The following is a 23,275-nucleotide window of genomic DNA, read 5'->3' on the forward strand; positions in this document are numbered from 1 at the left end:
CGATGGGCGCAAGGCGGACAGCGATCGGATTGCTGACCGCGCTGGCGTCGATCTCTGTCGCCTGCACGGCGGCGCTCGCCGACGAGATCACCCTCTATTCGACCCGGGAAGCCGGCCTGCTCGAACCTGTCATCGCGGCCTTCACGGAAGCGAGCGGCACCAGAGTCAAGAACGTCTTCGTCGCGGACGGCATGCTCAAGCGCCTGACCTCCGAAGGCGACGGCTCGCCGGCGGATGTTGTGCTGACGATCGGCCTCGACAAGACCACCGAGCTTTCCGTGCACGGGCTGACGCAGCCGCTTGAATCTCCACAACTCGACCAGGCAGTGCCGGCAAACCTGCGCGGCGACACGTCGCAATGGATCGCGCTCGCGATACGCCCGCGCGTCGTGATGGTGCGAAAAGACAGCCCCCTCACCACCATCGGCTATGAGGATCTCGCCGATCCGAAATGGCGAGGCAAATTGTGCATGCGCCCCGCCCTGCATCAGAACAATGTCGCGTTGGTCGCGGCCTATCTCGCCCATCACGGTCGTGATGCGACCGAGGCCTGGCTCAACGGCCTGAAGGCCAATCTCGCGCGCACGCCGGCCAGCAAGGACAATGACGTGATCCGCGAGATCGCGGAAGGACGATGCGAGATCGGTATCGGCAACACTGTCGCATTGGCGCAGCTCCGCGACGGACGCGACGGCAACGGCTGGCGCAGGTCGGCAGAGGCCGTGAAGGCGGTGCCGACGACATTCACGGGCGGCGGAACCCACGTCAACCTGACCGGCGCGGCGATCGCAAAACACGCGCCCCACCCGGCGGCGGCGCGTCGCTTCATCGAATTCCTGCTCACGCCGGCCGCGCAGACCATCTTTGCGGCCGCCGAGCTCGAATATCCCGTGCTGGCAACGGCGAAGCGGCACCCGATCCTCGACGGGATCGGATCGTTCCCGGTCGACGCGTTGCCGATCGACCAGATCGCCGCGCATCAGCCGGCTACGATCTCGCTAATCAGGAAGGCCGGCCTCGATGAATGAAGCCTGGCGCGCCACCAAGGCCGTCCTGCTGCAGGTCCATTCCTGCATCGGCCTCGTGCTCGCGCTGCTGTGGGCCGTGGTCGGGATCACCGGCGCGACGATGGCGTTCGAGGATGAGATCGCGGCAAGCCTGAATGCCGGCATCATGCGCGTCGATGCCAGCGCGACGCGGCCGCTGACGCCGGACGAACTGGTCGCGCGGCTGCAGGCGGTCGGCGACTTCGGCAAGGCGTCGGCCGTGACGATGTCGAGCGATCCGACGGCCGCGGTGCGCATCCGCTTTGCCCGCAGCGAAGGCGGCGCGCGGCCGCCCTCGGTCTATGTCGATCCCTCTGACGGGCACGTGCTCGGCGCGCCGCGCGGCGAGGAGTTCTTCGCCACCGTCCGCAAGCTGCATCGCTGGCTGCTGTTGCCCGGCGACGGCAACGGCTACGGCCGCAAGATCACCGGCACCGCCGCGATCTGCCTGATCGTGATGTTGATCACCGGCCTCGTGCTGCGCTGGCCGCACCGCGCCCGCAGCGTGAAGATGTGGCTGAAGCCGAATCTGGCGCTCCGCGGCCGCGGCCTGCACCGGTCGCTGCACGCCGTCATCGGCACCTGGGTGCTGCCGATCTATTTGGTGATGACGCTCACCGGCCTGACCTATTCGTTCGAATGGTACAAGGACGGTGCGAAATGGCTGCTCGAGCGACCTGCGGCAACGGCCGCAGCGATGCCGCCGAAAGCGCCCCGAGGCATGGTTGCTGCGAAGGCCGAAGCAGCGGCCGAAACAAAACCCCTCACCTTCGATCTCGTCTGGGCTACGTTCCTGAAAGAACAAGGTAACCGTTACGTCAGGGCACTCATGACGCTGCCAGCCGGTGCGGGCACGGTTGTGCGTGTCAGGTCGTGGCCGCGCGGCAGCTCGCTCGACACCGCGCGCGACGAACTCCGTATCGACGCCATCACCGGCCGTCTGATCTCGTCGAATCTCTACGCGGACAAGTCATTTGGCGAGCGCATCCTCGCCAGTGTGCTCGACATTCACCGCGGTGCCATCCTTGGATGGCCGGGCAAGCTCGCCTTCATGCTGGCGGCGGCGCTGATGCCGCTGTTTACGGTGACGGGCTTGCTGCTCTATCTGTCGCGCCGCAGGCACCGCCGCCTTGCACGGCAACCGATCGGAAGCCTGGTGCCGGGCGAATGAGGGGGCATCATCGAATACGTGGCGGCCGGCCGTGGCTCAGGGGCGCTGCGTGACGACGCCGGTCGGTGTCGCAAAACCCTGAAGGGTTCTGATCCGCTTCTCGAGCCACCAGCCAAACTCGGGTGACCAGTCCTCGAAACGCTTGTTGATGCCGAGCTCGTGGGCCCAATGGTGAGCCACGTTCGGATTGAACTGCGACTGCCGCCCGACGGCGATCAGGTCGGCCTGCCCGTTCTGAAGGATGGCCTCGGCCTGTTCTGCCTCGAGAATGATGCCGACCGCCATGGTAGTGATATCAGCTTCCTTGCGGACCCGCTCCGCAAAGGGCACCTGAAATCCAAGGCTGCGCGTGACCTGGGCCGCGGTCGCCGCGCCGGAGATACCGCCCGAGGAGCAGTCGATGACGTCGACGCCGCGCGCCTTCAGCTCACACGCATAAGCCACCGTGTCATCCATATTCCACCCCTCCACGGTGCCGTCGACGGACGAGACGCGCACGAAGAGCGGCATCGATGCGGGCATTTCGCGGCGCACGGCCTCGACAATTTCGAGCGGCAGACGCATGCGCCCCGCCCGGTCGCCGCCATACTCGTCGTTGCGCGTATTGGAAACCGGCGACAGAAAAGAGGCCAGCAGATAGCCATGCGCGGTGTGGATCTCGATGGTGTCGAACCCGGCATCAACTGCCCGTCGCGCGGCTGCCGTCCAGGTGTCGACCATCGTCTTGCATTCGGCCGTGGTCAGTTGACGCGGCGTGAGCCAGCCATCGGCGACAGGCTCGGCGGTCGGTCCCACCGGCTGCCAGACCTTGGCGCCGGCTTTCAGATTTTCCTCGGTGAGCGGTCCCATGCCCTGCATGGCCGTTTGCGACGAAGACTTGCGCCCGCCATGGGCAAGCTGAATGCCTATCGCAGTGCCCTGGCGCTTCATGAAGGCGATCAGCGGCTTGAAGCTTTCGCCTTGCGCGTCGTTCCAGATGCCGAGGTCATTTTCGTTGATAAGTCCGACTTCGTCAACCGCGGTCGCCTCGACAAAGACGAGTCCGAAGCCGCCTAACGCGTAGCGGCCGAGATGAACGACATGAAATGTACCGCAGGTGTGTCCGGGGTCGCAGCGGTAATGGACCATCGGCGGCACAACGAGGCGATTCTTCAGCGTGAGCCCTCGAATGGCGAGCGGCTGGAACAGCATCGGCTGCACCACTTTCTCGCCGTTGATCATTCCGTCGGTCATTCCAACTTCTCCTTGCAAGCTGTCGCCGCGAGGGAAGGCCGAGATTTGCGCCCTCGCTCATCGATCACAGCACCCAATCGGCCTTGATGGGACGGCGACCGGCGCGGCCTTCCGGGTCGGGCGTCTTCCAGGAGGACACTTCAACGAGGCCCATCGGCGCCACGGTATCGAGTTCAGCCCCTTCCACATCGCGGGCGATGATGACGAGGCCGGACAATTGCGCACCGTCGATCTGAAACGGGCGCGGCAGCGAGAACGTCGTGCCGACGCACTCGATCAATAGCGGTTGTCTGCTTTCGACGACCTGAACCAGTCCCTTGATCCGCAACAGGCGTTCGCCGAGTGCGCCGGCGAGATTGTCGAGCCAGGCCGCGAGATCGGAATAGGCGACCTCTCCGGCGGGTTTAGCAAGGCAGAGGGCGATCCGCGGATGCGCGCTTCCCGGAGCAACGGCGATGTCGAAGCGCGGCGGCGCCGTCAACGGCGCAAACGCCAAAAGCACCGAGCTGGCACGATCCGCGGTCGCAACCACTTCGGCGAGCGGATTGACATCCGCGATAGCAGATGGCGCGGCGGCCAGGTCCACGGCGGTGACGAGGTCGGCCTTGGTTGCGACAATGCGATGCGCGGCGGTCCATTGCGCCACCGCCTCCTCATACGCCGCCGCGTCGCCGCCGTGCTGGAGATCGAAGGTGCCGATCACGGCCACCCGCATTCGGTGTTCGGCCAAGGTTGCGAGCGTCCGCAGCACCGGCCCGGGCATCGAAAGCCCGCTGGTCTCCAGGATGATCCGGCGCAGCGGGCCGGCCCCGGGCGGCCGTGGCGTCATGATCAGCCGGTCGATGGTGAAGGCGAGATCGCTGCCGATCTGGCAGCAGACGCAGCCGTTGGACAGCATCGCAATCGGCAGATCGCTGCCGCCCTCGCGGAGCACGACGCCGTCGAGCGCGATCTCTCCGACCTCGTTGACGATGACAGCCGTATCGGCCGCCTCGGGACACGCGAGAAAATCACGCAGCAGCGTGGTCTTGCCCGAGCCCAGAAATCCCGTTAACACGAAGAAATCGAGCGGCTCGCCGTTCATTCCGCCGCAGCCCGCGCGACGAATTTTTCCGGAACGTCGCTCTCCCAGCTCGCCTTCACGAGTTCGCGGACGTCGGCGAGCAATTCCTCGGTATCGTAGATGATGCCGTCCTTGATGGTGAATCTCAGGCCGCGATGCCATTCGACCGCGTTGGTCGCATCGTTGAACCGCATCGCACCGGTGCCATAGAGCAGCTTGAAGTCGGTGAGCGGATTGTGGTCGTGCACCAGCATGTCGCCGCGCATGCCGACATCGATGGTGCCGACCTCGTCCTCGATTCCGCACAGCGCAGCACCTTGCGAGGTCGCGGCGCGGATCACTTCCAGCGGATGGAAGCCGGCCTCCTGCAACAGCTCCAGCTCACGCACATAGCCGAAGCCGAAGATCTGGTAGATGAAGCCGGAATCGCTGCCGGTGCAGACGCGCCCGCCCCGATTCTTGTATTCATTGATGAACGCCATCCACAGTCGGTAGTTCTCCTTCCACTCGACCTCGTTCTGGGTGGACCAGCGATACCAGTAGGAACCGTGACCGCCGCGCTGCGGGGTGAAATAGTCCCACATCGATTTCCAGGTGTAGTCCTTGTGCCAATAAGCCTGGCGTGCGCGCATCAGGTCGCGATTGGCGTCGTAGATGGTGAAGGTCGGAACGAAGGTGAAGCCGATCTCGAGGAATTTCTCCAGCGTCTCTTCCCATTTGCGCGAGCCGGGCTTGGCGGCCTGCCCGAACATCTGGCCCGAGACCGAGAAACGGAAATATTCGTCGGTGTAGTTATAGTCGAGCGGGAAGTTCTGCACGATGCGGTCATCGTACAGCGCTTCGGGCAGACCGTAATAATGCTCGGCGCTGGTCAGGCCCCAGCGCGCGGTGGTGAGTGCGTTCATCCGCGTCACCGCCATCTGCGCATGATGGCAGCCGGAGCGCAGGCCGAGCTTCTGGCACTCGTCGAGCGCCGCTTCCATGATCGCCGGCGGCGCGCCGAAGAACTTGATGCCGTCGGCGCCGCGATCCTTGACCTTGCGCAGCCACTCCCTGCCCTGCTCCGGCGTGTAGATGGTCTTGATCATGTCGTTGACCGCCGGAAAATAGGCATAGGCGAGCAGCCGGGGCGCCGCGATGGTATTGTCCGCCGAGCGCTGCCGCTGGTCGATGACCCAGCCGAGACCATTCATCGAGCCCATTTCGCGCACGGTGGTGACGCCATGGGCGAGCCAGAGCTTGTAGACATAGTCGACCGGCGGCACCCAGCCGTTCGCGGAATGATAGGCGACGCCGGCATGGGCGTGGCAATCGACAAAGCCCGGCGTCACCCATTTTCCGCGGCAATCGATCTCGTGATCGGCGGGCTCACCTGGATCGGCGCCATAGCCTGTGACCTTCTTCAGGCTGACGATGCGGCCATTCTCTACGATGATATCGACCGGGCCAATCGGGGGCGCGCCGGTACCGTCGATCACCGTGGCGCTGCGCAGCGCGAGCCGCTTGAACGGCCCGATGCCGCGATCGCGCGACGTCGCCTTTGCGACGATCGGGGCCTCGCCCTTGTTGCGGATGCGCGCGAGCTCATCGCCCGGAAGAACTTCCGTTTTCGCCTGATCGGACATCGATCGTTTCCTTCCTGTCCAGCGGTCGCTGTGAACGTTCCGCGGTTATCTCACCCGATAGCGCCGCGCAAACGCGATGCTGCCGAAAATCGTAAAGCTCATGGTCACCGCGAGCAGCATGAAGGCCAGCGCGGCACCCATCGGCCAGTTGTTGCCGCGCACAAATTGGTCGAAGATCGCCGGTGCCATCATCTTGAAACGCGGCCCGCCGAGAAGCACCGCAGTTGCATAGGTGTTCATGCACAAAACGAAGACCAGGATCGACCCGGCAGCGATGCCCGGCGCCGACAGTGGCAGGATCACACGCCAGAATGTTTGCAGGGGAGAGGCGCCGAGATTGGCGGCGGCATCCTCCAGGTCCCGGGGAATGCTCTCGATCACCGAGGCAATGGTCAGGATCATGTAGGGCAGCACCACTGCGATGATGCCGAACACGACCGCCTTTGGCGTATACATCAGCGTCAGCGGCTCGCTAATCGCATGAACCTTGATGAGAACCGTGTTGATCAGTCCGTCGCGCGTAAAGAGTGCCATCCAGCCGGCTGAGCGGACGACATTGCCGACCACCAGCGGAAACAGCGTCGCGATCACGACCAGGCTTTTCCAGCGGCTTTGGAGACGTCCGACCCAGTATGCCGCCGGAAAGGCAATGACCAGCGTCAGCGCCGTGCAGAGGAGCGCCATGCCCAGCGTCGTCAGGATGACCTCCTGATAATAAGGATCCGCCGTTGCGCGCGCGTAATTCTCGAACGAGAACGCCTCGATCATCAGCTCCGTCGGGCTGAACCGATTGAGCGAGATCCGGAACATCAGCAGCATCGGCCCGATCAGGAGCCCAAGCACCAGCAGGCCGGCCGGCAGCACCAGCAGCGCCATCCCCGGTGCAGCCGATTTGACGTTCGTCTCCCTCGTGTCGCGGTGCGTGTCAACGAACGTCAAGTCCGAAGCTCCAGCATCACGCCTTGAACTGCTTGTTCCAGAAATCAAGCGTGCGTTGTGAGCGCTCGGATTGATATTTGTAGTCGGGTTTCAAGAGCCTGGCGCGGTCGGCCTCGCTCAGGCTGACCTGCTTCGCAAGATCTTCCGGCAGCACGGCGTCCGACACGGTCGGCACATATCCCATCTTGTCGGCGAAGGCGATTTGAGCCTTGGGATCGAGCATCGCGTCGAGATAGGCGAACCCGCCGTCCTTGTTGCGCGCATTGCGCGGCACGCTGGCTTCGAACACGATCGATGCCGCGCCCTCCTTCGGCACGACATGCGAGAGCGGAATGCCGGCCTTCTTCCACATGAAGCCGCGCGCAAGCCACATTGCCGTAAGCCAGACCTCCTCGGATTTGAGCCCGGCTGCGAGTGCCTCGTTGGACGGATAGATCTTTGCATCCAGCGAGCGCAGCTCCAGCAGCTTCTGTTCCGCCGGATCGAGATTGCTGACGCCGCCGCCGTTCGCCAACGCCGCCGCGAGCGTGTTCCATGCATAAAGGATATCGGCAAGACCGACCCGGCCGCGCCATTTTGGATCCCAAAGGTCGGCCCAGGAGGTCGGCGGGACCTTGACCTGGTTTTCGTTGTAGAGGATCACCAGCGCCGAGTAGATATGCGGAATGGCGGTGTCGGTGCGAAGCTCGGGAAATACCTTGTCGAGCCGCGAGACTTTCGCAGCATCGACCACCTCAAACACGTTGGTCGTGGCGACGACATAATGGTCGGTGTCCGAGAGACAGGCCACGTCCATCGATCCGCGCCGGCTTTGCCGCTCCGCCAGCAGCTTCGTCTTCCGCGGATCGGCGTTGGCGACATCCTGCAGCACCTCGATGCCCTTCGGTGCCAGAATCGGCTTGTCGATGAGATCACTGAGCAGTTGCCCGTAATCGCCGCCCCAGGTGCCGACAATGATCTGCCCCGGTTCCGCGCGCGCGATCGGCGCGCCTGACGCGAACATGGCCGCAGCCCCGGCGCCGGCGGACAACAAATGACGTCGCAATATCATGACCATCTCCCTCAAGAGGATTTCTGCGGGACCAGCCGCGGGGCCTTGCCATCCCAGCGCAGCGAAACCTGATCTTGCGGCTTGACCGAAGCCAGCGGCTCGTCCGCGCCCGGGGTCTGCTGCACCACCACGAACACCTCCTCGCCGACGCGCACATGGTATTCGGTCTGCGGCCCAAGATAGGTCGCGGCCTGCAGCGGCCCGTGGAGATCGCCCTCGGCACCCGGGCGGATCGAAATCCGTTCCGGCCGCAGCGCAAAGGCGTCGGCATTCTTGCTCTCGTTCGGCGCGATGTCGACTGGTAAAATGAGCCCGCTCTCGGTGCGGAACTGGGCCTCGTTCTCTCGCCGGCCCAGCAGGATGTTGCAGCGGCCAACGAAGTCAGCCACGAACGCGTCCTGGGGCTCGTCATAGAGTTCGCGCGGCGGGCCGACCTGCCGCACCCGGCCGCCTTCCATCACGACCAGACGATCGGCCATGGTCAGCGCCTCCTCGCGGTCATGCGTGACCAGGAGCGTGGTCAGGCCAAGCCGCTGCTGCAGCGCCCTGATCTCGATCCGGACCTCGGCGCGCAGCTTGGCGTCGAGGTTGGACAAGGGTTCATCGAGCAAAAAGAGTTTCGGATTGATCACCAACGCCCGAGCAAGCGCGACCCGCTGCTGCTGCCCGCCAGACATTTCGCGAGGCAGGCGACCGGCCAGATGCGACAGCCGCACCAGCTTTAGCGCCTCCTCGACCCTGGCCTGACGCTCGGCGCCGCCGACGCTGCGCATCTCCAGCCCAAAACCGACATTCTGCGCCGCGGTCATGTGCGGAAACAGCGCATAGGACTGAAACACCATTCCCGTTGCGCGCTTGTGCGCGGGCAGATGGGTGACATCCTCGCTGTCGAACAGCACGCGCCCGCTGGTCGGCGGAAGAAATCCTGCGACCATGCGCAAGGTCGTGGTCTTGCCGCAGCCGGAGGGACCGAGCAGCGCGACCAGTTCGCCTTCCTGCACCGCAAGATCGAGGCCGTCCACGGCGACCGACGAGCCGAACCGCTTGGTGAGACCTTCGATCGACAGGCTCGCCATCAGACGACCCGTGACAATTTGACGAAGCGATCGGTAACCACCATCAGTCCCCCGACGATCACGATCTGCACGGTTGCGACCGCGGCCAGCGTCGGATCGATCCGGAATTCGAGATAGTTGAGCATCGCAACCGGCAGCGTGGTCCGGCCGGGACCGACCAGGAGCAGCGACAGGTCGAGATTCTCGAAACTCTGGATGAACGAGAACATCGCGGCCGCCACGATGCCGGGCCGCATCATCGGAAGCGTAATGCGGCGAAACACCGTGAACGGGCCGGCGCCGAGATTGGCCGCGGCCTCCTCGGCCGCGCGGTCGAGCCCCTGCAGGCTCGCAACCACGAGTCGCACGGTCCAGGGAATCGTAAGCATCACATGGGCGGCGACCAACCCTTCGGTCGTCGCCTTGATATCGCGATCGAGTGTATTTTCCGCGAGCACATAGAACATATAGAGCCCGGAGCCGGCCACGACTCCGGGGACGGCGAGCGGCGCCAGCAGCAGCGCGCTGATGACCTGCTTGCCGGGAAAGTCACCGCGTACGATGGCGAGCGCGGCCGCGGTGCCGATCGGCACACCGACGGCGGCGGCTAGCAGGGCGACCTGGAGGCTTGTGATGAGGCCGCGCAGGAATTCCGGCTTGTCCCAGGCATTGGCGTACCAGTGCCAGGTCAGCGCCGGCGGCGGAAAGCTGACGATCTCCTGGGAGAAGAAGCTGGTTGCGACGATCATCGAGACCGGCGCGAAAATAATGATATAGGCGATCAGAACCAGTATCCGCATCAGGATGCGGCCGGACGACGGCCGCTCCATCAAATTGGCAAGCAGTGACGCCGGCATCCTTCGCGGCTCGTTCCCTGGAGCGATAAATTCGGCCGCATCGTAGTCCGACAGCGTTCCGGTCGCCAAGCCCGCATTATGGACGAAAGCTGCTCAGGACGCAGCCGCATGTCCAGGGCGGTCTTCCGTCTTCTGAACAGCACTGCCCGCGCCTACCGCGTAAGGATCGGGTCCACGATCTGCTCAATTTGCTAGTCGCGCCCTATTGATGGCTGTTGGCAATCAACGCTGACGTCAGGGCCATGCACTTGCGGGAATGCGCCTCGCCGGCCTGCACCCTACTCCTGTAGCCGTGGCGCCAGTATCGCCCATGGACAACCAGCGCTGTGACGATCGATGAGCCGGCGCGCTATAGGCTCGCTTGCTGCCTTGCTCCGGCAGGCCTCGTTGCTGCGGCGAGCGGCTACCGGTCAAGGATGAAATCGGCGCCCTTCTCCGCAATCATGATCGTCGGCGCGTTGGTATTTCCCGAAACCAGTCGCGGCATGATGGACGCGTCGATCACCCGGAGCCCGTCGATGCCGTGAACGCGGAGGCGGTCATCGACAACGGCAAGCGGATCCGAGCCCATCTTGCAGGTGCCGACCGGGTGATAGATGGTTTCGCAGGTCCGACGAACGTAGCTGTCGATATCCGCGTCCGACTTTGCGCGGGACCCCGGGGCGTATTCGTCTCCGCGATAGCGATCAAAACCCTTCTGGGCGATGATCTCGCGGCCGATCCGGATGCCGTCGCGCATGTTGCGGACATCCTCGCGCGCCTCCAGATAGTTCGGGCGGATTGAAGGATGCTGCAGCGGATCGGCCGACTTGATCATGATGCTGCCGCGACTGTCCGGGCGCGCGATGTTGAAGTAGGCCATGAAGCCGTGTTCGTTCTCGATCTTGCGGCCGTGATCGCTGTACATCAGCAGAACGAAAAAGAACTGAAGATCCGGTGCAACCAGATCAGGCTGCGATTTGAGGAACGCCATTGCTTCCAGGCCGTGCGACGTCGCGGGACCGGTCTTGGTCAGGACGTACTGGATGAAGGCCTTGGTGGCGCCCAGCGGCTTGGTGTGCTTGAGGAACGAGATCGGCTGGCTGCACCGCTGCTTCACGCCACACGCGAGATGATCCTGCAGATTCTGCCCGACGCCCTTCAATTCTTGGACCACCTTGATGCCGAGCGATCGCAGATGGTCTCCGTCGCCGATTCCAGACAATTGCAGCAATTGCGGCGAGTTGATAGCGCCGCCTGACAGGATCACCTCACGCTCGGCCCGCAACGTATGGACTTGACCATTCCTGACGTACTCGACGCCGGCGGCGCGCCCGCCTTCGATCAGCACGCGTGAGGCGAGCGCCTTCGTGATCACCTTGAGATTGGGCCGGCTCCGGACCGGGTGCAGATAGCAGCGCGCCGCGCTGGCGCGCTGGTTGTCGGCAATCGTGCTGTCGACCGGACCGAACCCTTCCAGTTCGGCGCCGTTGAAATCATCCGTCGCACGATATCCGGCCTGCTTGCCGGCTTCGAACCAGGCCTTGGTCAACGGATGGGTTATCTCCGGCAGCCGGCTGGTCCGCAATGGACCGTCACCACCGTGAAAATCGTCGGCACCCGCTTCGCGCCCTTCCGACCGAATGAAGTATGGCAGGCAGTCGGCGTAGGACCAGCCACGATTGCCGAGTTGCGCCCATAGATCATAGTCGGACGCATGGCCGCGGATATAGACCATGCCATTGATGGCGCTCGATCCTCCGAGCACCTTGCCGCGCGGCCAGAACAGGACCCGGTTGTCCAGATGCGGCTGCGGGTCGGTGTGGTAATGCCAATCGACGCTGCCGGATTTCATCAGGGCGAGATATCCCGCCGGCATGTGGATGAATGGATTGGTGTCCTTGCCACCGGCCTCAAGCAGAATGACTTCGTTTCCGGGCGACGCTGACAAACGATTTGCCAGCACGCACCCGGCCGAGCCAGCGCCCACGATGACGTAGTCCACCATTTTTTCCTCCGTCTTCTTATCCGTCGATGGTCGCCGGTTGCCGGAAGCGGCCAACGCCCAACCATCGCGCGGTGGCACCTCGTCACTCCCGCGAGGCTTGACGTCCGCCTACCCGAATTAGGCCCGCAGCAGCGTCCGCGGCCTGGTTTCGTCCGACCCATTGATGACCTTGCCGGTCGCCGGCTCGAAGAGCCTGATCCTGTCGAGCGCGGGCACCAGCCTGATCGGATCGTCCGGCGACAGGTCAAGGCGATCCTGCGTGATGGAACAGACCTCCTGTCCGCCGACATCGGCATAGATGTGAATTTCGGGACCGGTCGGCTCGACGACGGACACCTTGGCGGGAATGCCCTCGCTGCCGGTGCCGGGCCGCAGATGTTCGGGCCGGATTCCATACTTCACGATCTGCCCGGCGGTGACCTTCGCATCCGGCGGCAAGGGCAGCGTGACGCCGTTGGCGCGGACGACCGGACGGCCCTCTTCTGCGGCGACCTCACCGGACAGGAAGTTCATCGAGGGCGATCCGATGAACTCCGCGACGAACAGATTTGCCGGACGGTCGTAGATCTCGAGCGGCTTGCCGATCTGCTCGATATTGCCGTCGCGTAACACCACGATCGTGTCGGCCATCGTCATGGCTTCGATCTGGTCGTGGGTGACATAGATGATTGTGGTCGACAGCTTGTGATGCAGTTCCTTGATCTCGGTTCGCATCTGCACGCGCAGCTTGGCGTCGAGATTCGACAATGGCTCGTCGAACAGGAATACAGAGGGATCGCGCACGATGGCGCGCCCCATCGCAACGCGTTGGCGCTGGCCACCCGACAATTGCCTGGGCTGGCGGTCGAGATAGGGCGTGAGGTTGAGGATCGAGGCCGCCCATTCCACCTTGCGCCGGATCTCGTCCTTCGGAAGCTTCTTGAGCTGCATCGAGAACGCCATGTTGTCGAACACGCTCAAATGCGCGTAGAGCGCGTAGTTCTGGAACACCATCGCGATGTTGCGATCCTTCGGATGCAGATCGTTGACCACGACGTTGCCGATGCTGATCTGGCCCGAATTGATCGCTTCGAGCCCGGCCACCATCCGCAGCAATGTCGACTTGCCGCAGCCGGAGGGTCCCAGAAGCACGACGAACTCGCCATTGGCGACGGCGAGATCGATGCCGTGCAGCACCTCGAGCCCGCCATAGGACTTGCGCACATTGCTGATGGTGACCGATGCCATGACTGAACCCTTCCCGCTACGCGCCCGCCCTCGCCCATGATGCGAGGAATCGCATCATGGGCTCGTCTGTTTGATTGAGCATGATCTCCGCGCAAACGAGTTTCGCGTTTGTCGCGAGGGAAAACCGGTCTCCACTTTTCCGGATCATGCTCTCGCCGCCAATATTCGCTCCGCAATCTCAACGAAGCCTTCGCCGCCGCGCTTGCTGGCAACGAAGGCTGGAGTTGCGGACATGACCCCTTCGAAATCCCGTACGTTCGCGACGCCGCAGGCGTAGGGGAAGAATCCGAACATCGGTGCATCGTTCGGGCTATCGCCGCAGAACACGATGCGGTCCCTCGCCTCGTCGAGATCGAGACCCAGCCTTTCGCGCAGGAAGATCCGGGTCATGGCCAGCTTGTCGTAACGGCCGAACCATCCGTTGACGTGGATGGAAGACACCTTGGCGATGCCGCCCGCACTTTCAAACAGCCAGACGATCTTGTCGACGGCGGCGCGCGGCAGGGGCGGCACGTCCTCGCAGAAGTCGATCGCAAGGTCGGCTTCGCGGTAGAGTTGGTCGGCCGAGATCGCTGCACCCGGCACCTCGGACAGAATTCGCTCGCTGAGCGCCGTCAATCTGCTACGGTTCGCGGCGCGCTCGGCCTCGGTTGCGATGAATTTGCGGATCATCTTCCGCGCCACCGGATCGTGCCGGAAATAAAACGCGCCGTTCTCGCCGATCACGCCGTCGACCGGCCAGAACCGCGCAATCATGTCGCACCAGCCCGCCGGCCGGCCGGTGACGGGAACCACGGCAAGGCCTGCGCTGCGCAGCCTTTCCAGCGCGGCATAGGACGCCGCCGGAAGCTGCCCGTCGGTGGTCAGCGTATCGTCGATATCGGTCAGGATACAGACGATGCGGCGCGCGGTTTCCGCCGGAAAACTGGCCATCGGCTTCATGACGGCGCGCCATCGGCAAACGACGCAAGGCGGGCGTTCCAATCGCACAGCTTGGGCCAGAGGTCGGCGTGGATGGTCCGCAGCTCGGCGTAGCGCGCCACATTGGCGGATTCAGGCTGGAATGTTCGTGCTGGAGGTCTCGTCATCGCCGCGGTGGCTTCAGCGATCGTCCCGTACCAGCCGGCGCCCTTGGCCGCGGCGATCGCAGCGCCAAGTGACGATGCTTCCCGCGCCGTCGAGCGGGACACCGGGCGGCCCGACGTGTCGGCCAGGATCTGCAGCCAGAGATCGCTGTCCGAACCGCCGCCGATCGCCGAAAATTGTCCGATCTCGCCGCCAGTTGCCGCCGCGATCTTCTCGGCTTGAGCGGCAATTTCGAGCGCGATGCCTTCCAGCAAGGCCCGATAGATGGCGCCGCGCCGGGTCGAGCCGGACAGTCCGGCGATGACACCGCGCGCATAGGGATCCCAATAGGGCGTCATGCAGCCGAGCCAATACGGCAGCACCACGACGCCGCCTGCCCCGATTGGGCAGGTCGCCGCTTCCGCTTCGAGTGCCTGGAAGACGTTCCGTTGTGCAGCCGCATCGATCCCGAACATCTCGCGGGCCATCCAGTCGAGCAGGAAGGTTCCGGTGCGAACGCACTGCTCGTAGATGTAGCCGTCGTCGCACACCGCCTTCTCGGTGCGAAAGGCGCGGTCATAAGCATAGTTGAGACCATAACTGCCGGAGACCACTGCCGTCCCCAAATTGATGTAAGCGCTGCCCGGAGAGGTGACGCCGGCGCCGGTGCTGGCGCACTGGCCGTCGCCGCCTCCGGCAACGACCGGTGTCCCGGCGGACAGGCCGGTGAACGCGGCCGCCGCGTGCGTGACCTCGCCCATTCGCGCCCCAGGAGGCAACAGCGCCGGTAATTTTTCGATAGCGATGCCTGCGGCATCGAGGATCTCGGCCGACCAGACGTTCCCAGTCATATCGAGCAGCCCGGTTGGATCGGCCGAGGCCGTCGAGGTCCGCCATCGGCCGGTCAGGCAGTGCGTCAGATAGCCGTGAACTTCGGCAAAGCGCGCGGCACGCGCAAAGATCTCCGGCTCCTGCTCCGCCATCCAGATCATGCGGTAAAGACAGGGCAAAACATCCAGCGGCTTGCCGGAGATCGCATGAACGCGCTCGGCCCCGAACGATTTGCCGAAGCGCACGACCTGAGGTCGCGCCCGCTCATCGAGCCAGGTCATGCCGGGCCTGATGGCGGTCCCATCCTCGGTAAACGCACTGAAGGTCTCGCGCTGATTGGAAATCGCGACCGCAGCGATGCGCTCCGAGGCGACCTGATCGGTGATGCCGCGCAAGGCGGCCGCCGTCGAATCCCACCACTCGTCCGGGTTCTGTTCGAAGTATCCCGGCTGCGGATTGGCAAGGCCGATGGCCTTGCGTCCTTCGGCCACGGCACGGCCGCTGCGGTCCCAGGCGATCGCCTTGGTCGCCGAGGTCGAGCTGTCGATACCGATCACCAGATCTTTGGTCATGCCGTCTCGTTTCAAAAGAAGCGAAGGCGACGGGCGCCGCCTTCGCGAACTCTTGCAATGCAAGCCCTAGAGCAGGCCGGCATCCTTCACCTTGGCGTCGATGTCCTTTGCCAGGGCGTCCATGCACTTCTTCGCGTCGCCATCATAGGCCTGTCCCGTGAGCAGCTTGCCGAGTTCGGTGGGGATTTCATTGGTCGACAGGCCCGCCCACAACTGCATGTGCGGCTCGGTGGCCATCGCGTTGTCGATGACCCATTTCACGGTCTCCAGATGCCGCGTGGTGCCCGGGCCGACCTTGGCCTTGGCCTTGACGCGCGGATCAGCGAACGAGGAGTTACGCATCGGCGCGAAACCGCCGAGCAGCGTGCAGCGTGTCATGATCTCCTTGCAGCAGCCCCACTGCATAAATATCCACGCTGCTTCCTTGTTCTTGGAGTATTTCGAGAGCGAGATGCACGAGCCGCCCTGATGGCCGAGGTTCGGCTGCTCGTTGAAGCCGGCCTCGGAAGCCGGGCGCAACTTCTTGGCCGTCAGCGGATGGGCAGGCTCCCACAGGCCCTTGACCTTGGAGTCGTCGGCATCAAGGCCCGGGAAGAACTCATCCCAGCTCTGCGCCATCGCGATCTGTCCGGAATGCATCATCTCGAACTGGCCGTCCCAGGTCGATGCCGTCGAATTCGGCGGCGAGACCTTCAGCAGCTCCTGGTACCATTTCAGGCCGGCAATGCCCTGCTCGTCATTGCCGGAGAATCTCTTGTCCTTGTTGAAGATCGAGCCGCCATGGCCCCACACCGCCTGGCTCCAGTCGCATTCCAGCGAATAGTGCCCGGACTTGGCCTGAAGGCCGGTTCCGAACACACCGTTGGCCTTCTCGGCCTCGGTGATCTGCTTGGCGGCGGCGAGGAAGTCTTCGTAGGTGGTCGGCACTGCGATCTTGTGCTTCTCGAGGATGTCCTTGCGGTACATCATCGTGAAGATCGGGATGTCGAAGGGAATGCCCATCCATTTTCCCTCGACCTGGGCGATATTCTGGACCAGCGGCTTGGAGAAGTCGTCCCAATCGAAATCGGGCATCGCCAGTTCCGGCTTGTCCTTGTAGTAGGCGATCGGATCGACGCAATCGGGCTGGAACATCGAGATCCAGGATTGATCGAGATAGTAGAGATCGTAGGAACCGAGTTGGCCCTGCACGTCCTGCGCCGCCTTGGCGAGCACCTGCTCCAGCGGCACGATCTCGACCTCGACCTCGATGCCGGTCGGGTCGGTGAACTCCTTCTTGATCTGGTTGAGGATCACCGACGGCGGCGTCGATTCGGTCGAGTAGCGAATCTTGGCGCCCTTGAACTTGCTGCCGACATCCTTCAGCCATTTGGCCTGATTGTCCGGCAGGCCGTCGGCATAGGCCGCGGTGCCGAGCATGTTCCCGTTGCGCAAGCCGCGCGGATTGCCGAGCATTCCGGCGCCGAAGGCCGAGAACCCGACACCTGCCAATCCCATCCGACGCAGGAATTCGCGCTTGGATATCTGCTTGTTCGTATAGGCGTTCGCGCTATCGACGATGAATGTCTGCTGGTCGAATTTCTTGAAGCTCATAGATACTCCTCCCAATGTTCTTGTTGACTTTCTGGTCTCCGTACGTGCGCCTACTCCTTGATGGATCCGAGGGTCAGGCCACGGACAAGCTGCTTCTGGACGAGCAAGATGAAGATGAAGCTCGGGATCACCGCGGTGGTGCCGAGCGCCGCGATGAAGCCCCATTCCGAGCCCGTCGAGGTGACGAAGGTCGTGATCTTGACCGGCAACGTTCGTATCGAATTGGTCAGGAACAACGACAGCAGGAATTCGGTCCACGAGAAGATGAAGCAGAGCACCGCCGTGGCCGCGACACCGCCCTTCACCATCGGCAGCACGACGCGCCAGAAAATCTGCAATCGCGTGGCGCCATCGATCATGGCAGCCTCGTCGACGTCGACCGGGACGTCGTCGTAGAACGACTTCATCAAGAGCACGGCGATCGGCAGGTTGATCAGCGTATCCACAATGACCAGCCCGAGCCTGGTGTCGAGCAGCGACATGTAGTGGAACATGAAGACGACAGGCACAATGATCGCGATCGGCGGCATGAAGCGCTGCGACAGGATCCAGTTCAGATAGGCCTGCCGTCCGAAGAAGCGCATCCGCGACAGCGCATAGGCCGCCATCACCGCCAGCAGCACCGTCAGTGCGGTCGAGCCCATTGCAACGACCAGCGAGTCGGTGATGGTCTGGCGGCTGTCATAGGAACTCGCGCCGCCGACGCCGAATGTGTTGCCGGATTCGATCGCGAGCTCGGCCCGCGACTTGCCGAACATGGTCACGGCGTAGTTCACCAGCGTCGGCTTGAAATTGAACCAGACGATGCCGTCCTTGTCGAAGATCGCGGACGTCGGCTTGAACGACGTCAATGCCCACCAGAACAGCGGAAACATGAACAGGCCGACCACGAACACCGCAGCCACGTCACGCAATCGCTTCTGCCAAAACGTTTCCTGCATCAGAACCGCACCTTGAACAGCTTGATGAAGATGCTCGAGGTGACGATCACCAGGAGCAGCGTGAACAGCGAAATCGTCGAGGCATAGGGGAAGTCGGCGTTCTTGAAATAGATGGTGCCGGCATAGGACGTCAGCGTCTCGGTCGCGGTGCCAGGCCCGCTGTCCGTCATCACCTTCACGTAGTCATAGATTCGGAACAGATCGACACCGCGGATCAGCACGGCGAGCGCGATGATCTTGGAGAGCATCGGCAAGGTCAGGCGGAAGAAAGCCTGGCTCGCCGTCGCTCCGTCGATCGCCGCGGCCTCGAACGGCTCCTTCGGAAGAGCGCGGAGGCCTGCGAGCATGATCAGCACCATGAACGGCGTCCACTGCCAGATGTCGGCCAGCAGAACGCCGGCCAGTGCTGAATTGCCGGAGGCGAGAATCGGATGCTGCGCCGGCCACAGCCCGAGCGACACCAGCCCCGTGCTCAGCACGCCGAAGGATCCATCCAGCATCAGCAGGAACATCATGCCGGTGACCGCGGGCGGCACCACCAGCGGCAGCGTCATCAGCGCACGCAGCAATCCGTAGCCCTTGCGATCACTGTCGAGCAGCAGCGCGATGGCAAGCCCAAGGCATAGTTCGATCACGAGGGCAGCGATCGTGTAGAGATAGGTGTGGCCGATCGCACCCCATACCCGGTCATCGGCGAACAACTTCCCCCAATTCCAGGTCGGGTTGAAGACGTTCAGGCGGGTGATCGGGTTGCGCTTGAAGAGCGAGAGCCACAGCGCATACAGCAGCGGATAGACGCCAAACGCCAGGATCAGCGCGGTAATCGGCGCCAGCCAGGGGAACGGGTGTTCCGAGGTCAGAAATCGCGGCCAGGCCCGGCGGCGCGGCGTGCCCGATACCGGCACGTCGACAGCCAGACTTTGCGCATCCAGACGCTGTGCATCCAGACTTTGCGCACCCGGACGTGGCGCATAGTGCGAAACCATTGACGTTTCCTCGCGCATTCGCTTCTTCTCGGCGCCGGGCTCTTTGGCCCAGTTCGCAGTCTTGTTTCAGGGCCGGCGGGACACTCCGGTTCGGGCAGATCGGGCCGCACGCGGCACCAGCGCTTTCGCCGTTGCCACGTCCGTGACCAGAATCGTTGCGTAATTTTTGTTGAGCGCGGCATAGACCGCGTCGATCTTGTCGCTGCCGCCGGCGATGCAGATACGTTCCGGCACCTTGGCGATCTCGTCGAGCGTTAATCCGATCATCTGATTGTCGAGCGCGCCCAGGATCGGCTCGCCGTCGCGGCCGATGAAACGCCCGCTCACGACGCCGACCGCGCCGCGCGCGAGATACGGCCCGATATTCTCTGATGACATGTAGCCGCTGCGCATCGCGGTGCCTGCGTCGTCGACGCTGCCGACGCCGAACAGCACCTTGTTGCTCGAGTGGATGATCTTGAAGGTCTCGACCAGCGCCGGCTCCTGCATGAACAGGCGCTTGATCTGCGCGGTCGAGACGATGCCGGGGGCATGCAAATTGACGCAGCGCGCGCCAAGCCGGTTGGCGATATTGGACGTGCACAATTCCGGCGAAAATTCCGTCGTCCCGATCGAACAGCCGGTAATCTGCGCAACGGTTACGCCCGGCAGCTTCATCTCGGGCAGTGCTGCCGACAGCGCCTGCACCGTCCGGCCCCAAGACACGCCGAGCACATCGTCGGGCTGCAACCGTTCGATCAGCAGCCGCGCACTGGCCCGGCCGATCCGTTCGTGGACCGGCAATCGGCCTCCGTCGTCGGGCACGACGAGACAGTTGGTGAGCCCGTAAGCGTCAGCCACCTCGCGTGCAAGACTGATGGTCTGCAGGTGCCGCGAGGAGACGGCAATCGTGACGATGTTGCGGTCGCGGGCCTCCTGCAGGAAATTCACGACCGAGGCGCGCGAGACCCCGAGCTGATCGGCGACCTCCTCCTGCGTCATGCCTTCTTCGTAATAGAGCCACGCCGCCCACACGACAGGATCACTGTCGAATTCTGCCGGAATCGACCGCGCGCGGCGCTTGATCCGCGACGGCGTCACGTTGCGTTGCAGCGTCTTGGTCATCAACGATCCGGCCCGAGTATGACGGTTCACAAAATGCACATCGGGTTGACAATTGTCAATCGTCTCGCTTAATTGCCAACCAGCGTTGACTATTGTCACGATCGGGGCTGCGTCTTGCCGATGTCGAAGCAGAACTGGACCGCACTGATCGACGATATGGTGGCTGGCCGCTGGACCAACCCGGTGACCGGCGCCCAGGTCAAGGTGCCCTACGACTCCATCGTGATCGAGGACAGCCTCGAAGGCCGCGAGGCAGAACTCGTTGCATCGTTGAAGCTGGGGCACCGCCTTGCTCTGGTCGCCGACCAGGCGACCTATGACGCGATGGGCGCGCGCGTCGCGAAGGCCTTGCGCGAACTCGGCCCGATCGAGGCCATTGTTCTCGATCGTCCCCATGCCGACATGGCCGAGGTTCGCAGTCTCACCGAGAAGCTGCGCGGATTCGATTCCGTCGTTGCCGTCGGCTCCGGCACCGTCAACGACCTCAGCAAATACGTCACCGGCCTGGACGGAAGGCGTTATTGCGTCTTCGCAACCGCGGCTTCGATGAATGGATATACCTCGTCAACCGCTTCGCTCACGCTCGACAGCGGCCTGAAGGTGTCGCTGCCCTCGCACACGCCGGCCGGCTTCTTTGTCGATCTCAAGGTGTCCGCCGTGGCGCCGCCCTATCTCGCCGCCTCCGGTTTCGCCGACTGCCTCGCCCGATCGGTCGCGCAGACCGACTGGTGGATGTCGCACCGATTGCTGGGAACGGCTTATTTCCAGGAGCCCTACACGATCCAGGCAGCCGACGAGATCGAGCTCAACAAGCGGGCCGGGAATCTGCCGAAGGGCGACATCGAGGCGATGGGATATCTCTATCGCGTGCTGACATTGTGCGGACTGGGCATTTCCTTCACCGGAATCTCGCACCATGGCTCGATGGGCGAGCACCAGATCTCCCATTACATCGATTGCTTTGGGGGAGCGCGGCATCCGGGCAGCCTGCACGGCCAGCAGGTCGGCATCGCCTCGCTCAGCATGGCACGGCTGCAGCAGCACATGCTCGCCGCCGACCGGCCGCTGTCCGTTCACGCCACCCAGATCGATGTCGCCGGCATGACGCGACGCTTTGGCGAAGAGGTCGCCTTGCAGTGCCTGGCCGAGCTGAAACAGAAGGCCTTCGACAGCGATGGCGCGATCGCATTCAACCGCAAGCTCCAGGATACCTGGCCGGAGCTTCGGCGTGAGCTTGCCGCCTTCACGATCCCGGTCGGCGAGATGAAACGGCTGCTGTCGGCTGCGGGCGGCGCCACGACCGCCGCCGAACTCGGCGTGCCCGTCGATCTCTATCACGAGGCCATCATTCATTGCCGCGAAATGCGCAACCGCTTTTCATTCCTCGACATAGCCGCAGATGCCGGAACGCTGGAGGCATTTGCGCAACAAGAACATTGAAAACGAACATTCATGGGAGGGCCGCGACATGACCGCACAACCGCTTGTTGCCGTGACGGGTGCGAGTTCGGGAATCGGAGAGGCGACGGCGCGCGCCTTTTCCGCGGCCGGTCATCCGGTGCTGCTGATGGCCCGCCGTATCGACCGGCTGGAGGCGATGCGGCTGCCGAATTCGATCTGCCGCCAGGTCGACGTGCGCGACCGCGCCGTGCTGACCGCAGCGGTGCGCGACGCCGAAACCAGATTCGGCCCGGTCGACATGATGTTTGCCAATGCCGGCGTCGCCAGGCTGGGTGACATCGGCAAGCAGGACCCGGCCGACTGGGACGAAATGATCGCCATCAACGTCAATGGCGTCATGAACAGCGTCCACGCCGTGATGTCCGGCATGATGGAGCGCCGCCACGGCACGCTGGTCATGATGAGCTCGATCGCGGGACGCAAGGTCTATCCCGATCACACGGTCTATTGCGGCACCAAATATTTTGTCCACGGCGTGTCCGACAGCCTTCGCGAGTATCTGTCCGAGTATGACGTCCGCGTCATCATCATTTCCCCCGGCATCATCGAGACCGAGGTGCTGTACGGCGTGAAGGATCCGGTGACGCTCGCCAACTACAAAGCAAACAAGGCGGCGATCGGCGGCGGCATCGGAGCCGAGCACGTCGCCGACCTGATCCTCGACGCCTACAACCTCCCGCAAAACGCGCTGGTGCAGGAAATCTGCATCACGCCGACCCGACAGAAATATTGAGCGCCGTTCGCGCTGATCTCAAGGAGCCGACCATGACCGACACCGAACTTCAGCTGCGCGAGACGATCATCGCGAAGTGCCGCTGGATGAATGCCACAGGGCTGAACCAAGGGACCTCCGGGAACATCTCCGCGCGTCACGGCAACACCATGCTGATTTCGCCGTCGGCCACGCCTTACGATTCGCTCACGCCCGACATGATCGCCGCAATGCCGATCGAAGGCGACTACGGATCGTGGAGGGGCCCGCTCAAACCCTCCACCGAATGGCGCTTTCATCTCGACATCATGAAGGCGCGCCCCGACGTCGGAGGCATCGTCCATACCCACTCAACCTATTCCACCGTGCTGGCGATCGCGCGCAAGGAAATTCCTGCGTGTCACTACATGATGGCAGCGTTCGGCGGTATGAACGTCCGAGTTGCCGGTTACGCCAGGTTCGGCACCAGAGAGTTGTCCGAGCATGCGCTCAAGGCGCTCGAGGATCGGACCGCCTGCCTGCTTGCCAATCACGGAATGATCGCCACCGGGGCTTCGCTCGACAAGGCGATGTGGCTTGCGGTCGAACTCGAGACGATTGCCCGGCAGTACTATCTCTCGCTCGCGATCGGTGGACCGGTACTGCTGAGCGATGCCGAAATCAGCGAGACCGCCGCCGCGTTCGGCAGCTACGGCGTGCAGGATCCGCCAGTCAGGGAAGCAGCAACGACGTAACACCCAAGATGAAACGATGTAG

The 23,275-nt window shown here is 63.4% G+C and carries 20 protein-coding genes; 5 read left to right on the forward strand and 15 right to left on the reverse strand.

Features of this window, described 5'->3' with window-relative positions:
* Positions 1 to 2: 2 nt before the first annotated feature.
* Positions 3 to 1,028, forward strand: coding sequence for an extracellular solute-binding protein (locus ACP2YO_RS35455; RefSeq protein WP_426435734.1), 1,026 nt, complete (start codon positions 3 to 5; stop codon positions 1,026 to 1,028).
* Positions 1,021 to 2,217, forward strand: coding sequence for a PepSY-associated TM helix domain-containing protein (locus ACP2YO_RS35460; RefSeq protein WP_426435735.1), 1,197 nt, complete (start codon positions 1,021 to 1,023; stop codon positions 2,215 to 2,217). The genes ACP2YO_RS35455 and ACP2YO_RS35460 overlap by 8 nt, the downstream gene beginning before the upstream one ends.
* 36 nt (positions 2,218 to 2,253) lie before the next feature.
* Here the strand turns inward: ACP2YO_RS35460 and ACP2YO_RS35465 are convergent, their stop codons facing one another.
* The 15 genes from ACP2YO_RS35465 to ACP2YO_RS35535 form a co-directional block, all read right to left on the reverse strand.
* Complete coding sequence (locus tag ACP2YO_RS35465) at positions 2,254 to 3,450, reverse strand: NADH:flavin oxidoreductase/NADH oxidase (protein ID WP_426435736.1); 1,197 nt, start codon at positions 3,448 to 3,450, stop codon at positions 2,254 to 2,256.
* 64 nt (positions 3,451 to 3,514) lie between these two features.
* Positions 3,515 to 4,534 carry a CobW family GTP-binding protein gene (locus ACP2YO_RS35470; protein ID WP_426435737.1) on the reverse strand — a complete coding sequence of 340 codons (1,020 nt, stop codon included), beginning with the start codon at positions 4,532 to 4,534 and terminating at the stop codon, positions 3,515 to 3,517.
* Entirely contained in the window at positions 4,531 to 6,138 is a 1,608-nt protein-coding gene (locus ACP2YO_RS35475) for an amidohydrolase family protein (RefSeq protein ID WP_426435738.1), read from the reverse strand. The genes ACP2YO_RS35470 and ACP2YO_RS35475 overlap by 4 nt, the downstream gene beginning before the upstream one ends.
* A gap of 45 nt (positions 6,139 to 6,183) precedes the next feature.
* On the reverse strand, positions 6,184 to 7,014 hold the full coding sequence (locus tag ACP2YO_RS35480) for an ABC transporter permease (protein ID WP_426443391.1): 831 nt from the start codon (positions 7,012 to 7,014) through the stop codon (positions 6,184 to 6,186).
* A 79-nt stretch (positions 7,015 to 7,093) separates the two neighbouring features.
* Positions 7,094 to 8,128: an extracellular solute-binding protein gene (locus ACP2YO_RS35485; protein WP_426435739.1), complete on the reverse strand. Its 1,035-nt coding sequence runs from the start codon at positions 8,126 to 8,128 to the stop codon at positions 7,094 to 7,096.
* A gap of 11 nt (positions 8,129 to 8,139) precedes the next feature.
* Entirely contained in the window at positions 8,140 to 9,204 is a 1,065-nt protein-coding gene (locus ACP2YO_RS35490) for an ABC transporter ATP-binding protein (protein ID WP_426435740.1), read from the reverse strand.
* Complete coding sequence (locus ACP2YO_RS35495) at positions 9,204 to 10,013, reverse strand: ABC transporter permease (RefSeq protein WP_426443392.1); 810 nt, start codon at positions 10,011 to 10,013, stop codon at positions 9,204 to 9,206. Before ACP2YO_RS35495 ends, ACP2YO_RS35490 begins: the two co-directional genes overlap by 1 nt.
* A gap of 430 nt (positions 10,014 to 10,443) precedes the next feature.
* Complete coding sequence (locus ACP2YO_RS35500; RefSeq protein WP_426435741.1) at positions 10,444 to 12,027, reverse strand: choline dehydrogenase; 1,584 nt, start codon at positions 12,025 to 12,027, stop codon at positions 10,444 to 10,446.
* A gap of 117 nt (positions 12,028 to 12,144) precedes the next feature.
* The gene (locus tag ACP2YO_RS35505; protein WP_426435742.1) at positions 12,145 to 13,254 is read right to left on the reverse strand and encodes an ABC transporter ATP-binding protein; all 1,110 of its coding nucleotides are present in this window, start codon (positions 13,252 to 13,254) and stop codon (positions 12,145 to 12,147) included.
* A gap of 144 nt (positions 13,255 to 13,398) precedes the next feature.
* Positions 13,399 to 14,196, reverse strand: a complete 798-nt coding sequence (locus tag ACP2YO_RS35510; protein WP_426435743.1) for an HAD-IIB family hydrolase — start codon at positions 14,194 to 14,196, stop codon at positions 13,399 to 13,401.
* Positions 14,193 to 15,722, reverse strand: coding sequence for a xylulokinase (locus tag ACP2YO_RS35515; RefSeq protein ID WP_426435744.1), 1,530 nt, complete (start codon positions 15,720 to 15,722; stop codon positions 14,193 to 14,195). Before ACP2YO_RS35515 ends, ACP2YO_RS35510 begins: the two co-directional genes overlap by 4 nt.
* Positions 15,723 to 15,788: 66 nt before the next feature.
* Positions 15,789 to 17,315, reverse strand: coding sequence for an ABC transporter substrate-binding protein (locus ACP2YO_RS35520; RefSeq protein ID WP_426435745.1), 1,527 nt, complete (start codon positions 17,313 to 17,315; stop codon positions 15,789 to 15,791).
* Positions 17,316 to 17,365: 50 nt separating this feature from the next.
* A complete protein-coding gene (locus ACP2YO_RS35525; RefSeq protein ID WP_426435746.1) occupies positions 17,366 to 18,256 on the reverse strand; it encodes a carbohydrate ABC transporter permease in 891 nt (296 codons plus the stop codon).
* Complete coding sequence (locus ACP2YO_RS35530) at positions 18,256 to 19,242, reverse strand: carbohydrate ABC transporter permease (RefSeq protein ID WP_426435747.1); 987 nt, start codon at positions 19,240 to 19,242, stop codon at positions 18,256 to 18,258. Before ACP2YO_RS35530 ends, ACP2YO_RS35525 begins: the two co-directional genes overlap by 1 nt.
* Positions 19,243 to 19,308: 66 nt before the next feature.
* A complete protein-coding gene (locus ACP2YO_RS35535) occupies positions 19,309 to 20,346 on the reverse strand; it encodes a sugar-binding transcriptional regulator (RefSeq protein ID WP_426435748.1) in 1,038 nt (345 codons plus the stop codon).
* A gap of 120 nt (positions 20,347 to 20,466) precedes the next feature.
* Between ACP2YO_RS35535 and ACP2YO_RS35540 the strand changes: the two genes are divergently transcribed.
* The 3 genes from ACP2YO_RS35540 to ACP2YO_RS35550 are packed head-to-tail and all read left to right on the forward strand — an operon-like array spanning position 20,467 to position 23,253.
* Positions 20,467 to 21,786, forward strand: coding sequence for an iron-containing alcohol dehydrogenase (locus ACP2YO_RS35540; RefSeq protein ID WP_426443393.1), 1,320 nt, complete (start codon positions 20,467 to 20,469; stop codon positions 21,784 to 21,786).
* 28 nt (positions 21,787 to 21,814) lie between these two features.
* Positions 21,815 to 22,540, forward strand: coding sequence for an SDR family oxidoreductase (locus ACP2YO_RS35545; protein WP_426435749.1), 726 nt, complete (start codon positions 21,815 to 21,817; stop codon positions 22,538 to 22,540).
* 32 nt (positions 22,541 to 22,572) lie between these two features.
* The gene (locus tag ACP2YO_RS35550) at positions 22,573 to 23,253 is read left to right on the forward strand and encodes a class II aldolase/adducin family protein (RefSeq protein WP_426435750.1); all 681 of its coding nucleotides are present in this window, start codon (positions 22,573 to 22,575) and stop codon (positions 23,251 to 23,253) included.
* Positions 23,254 to 23,275 lie beyond the last annotated feature (22 nt).

This window comes from Bradyrhizobium genosp. P (genome assembly GCF_049949265.1).
In the GTDB taxonomy this organism is placed as follows: Bacteria; Pseudomonadota; Alphaproteobacteria; order Rhizobiales; family Xanthobacteraceae; genus Bradyrhizobium.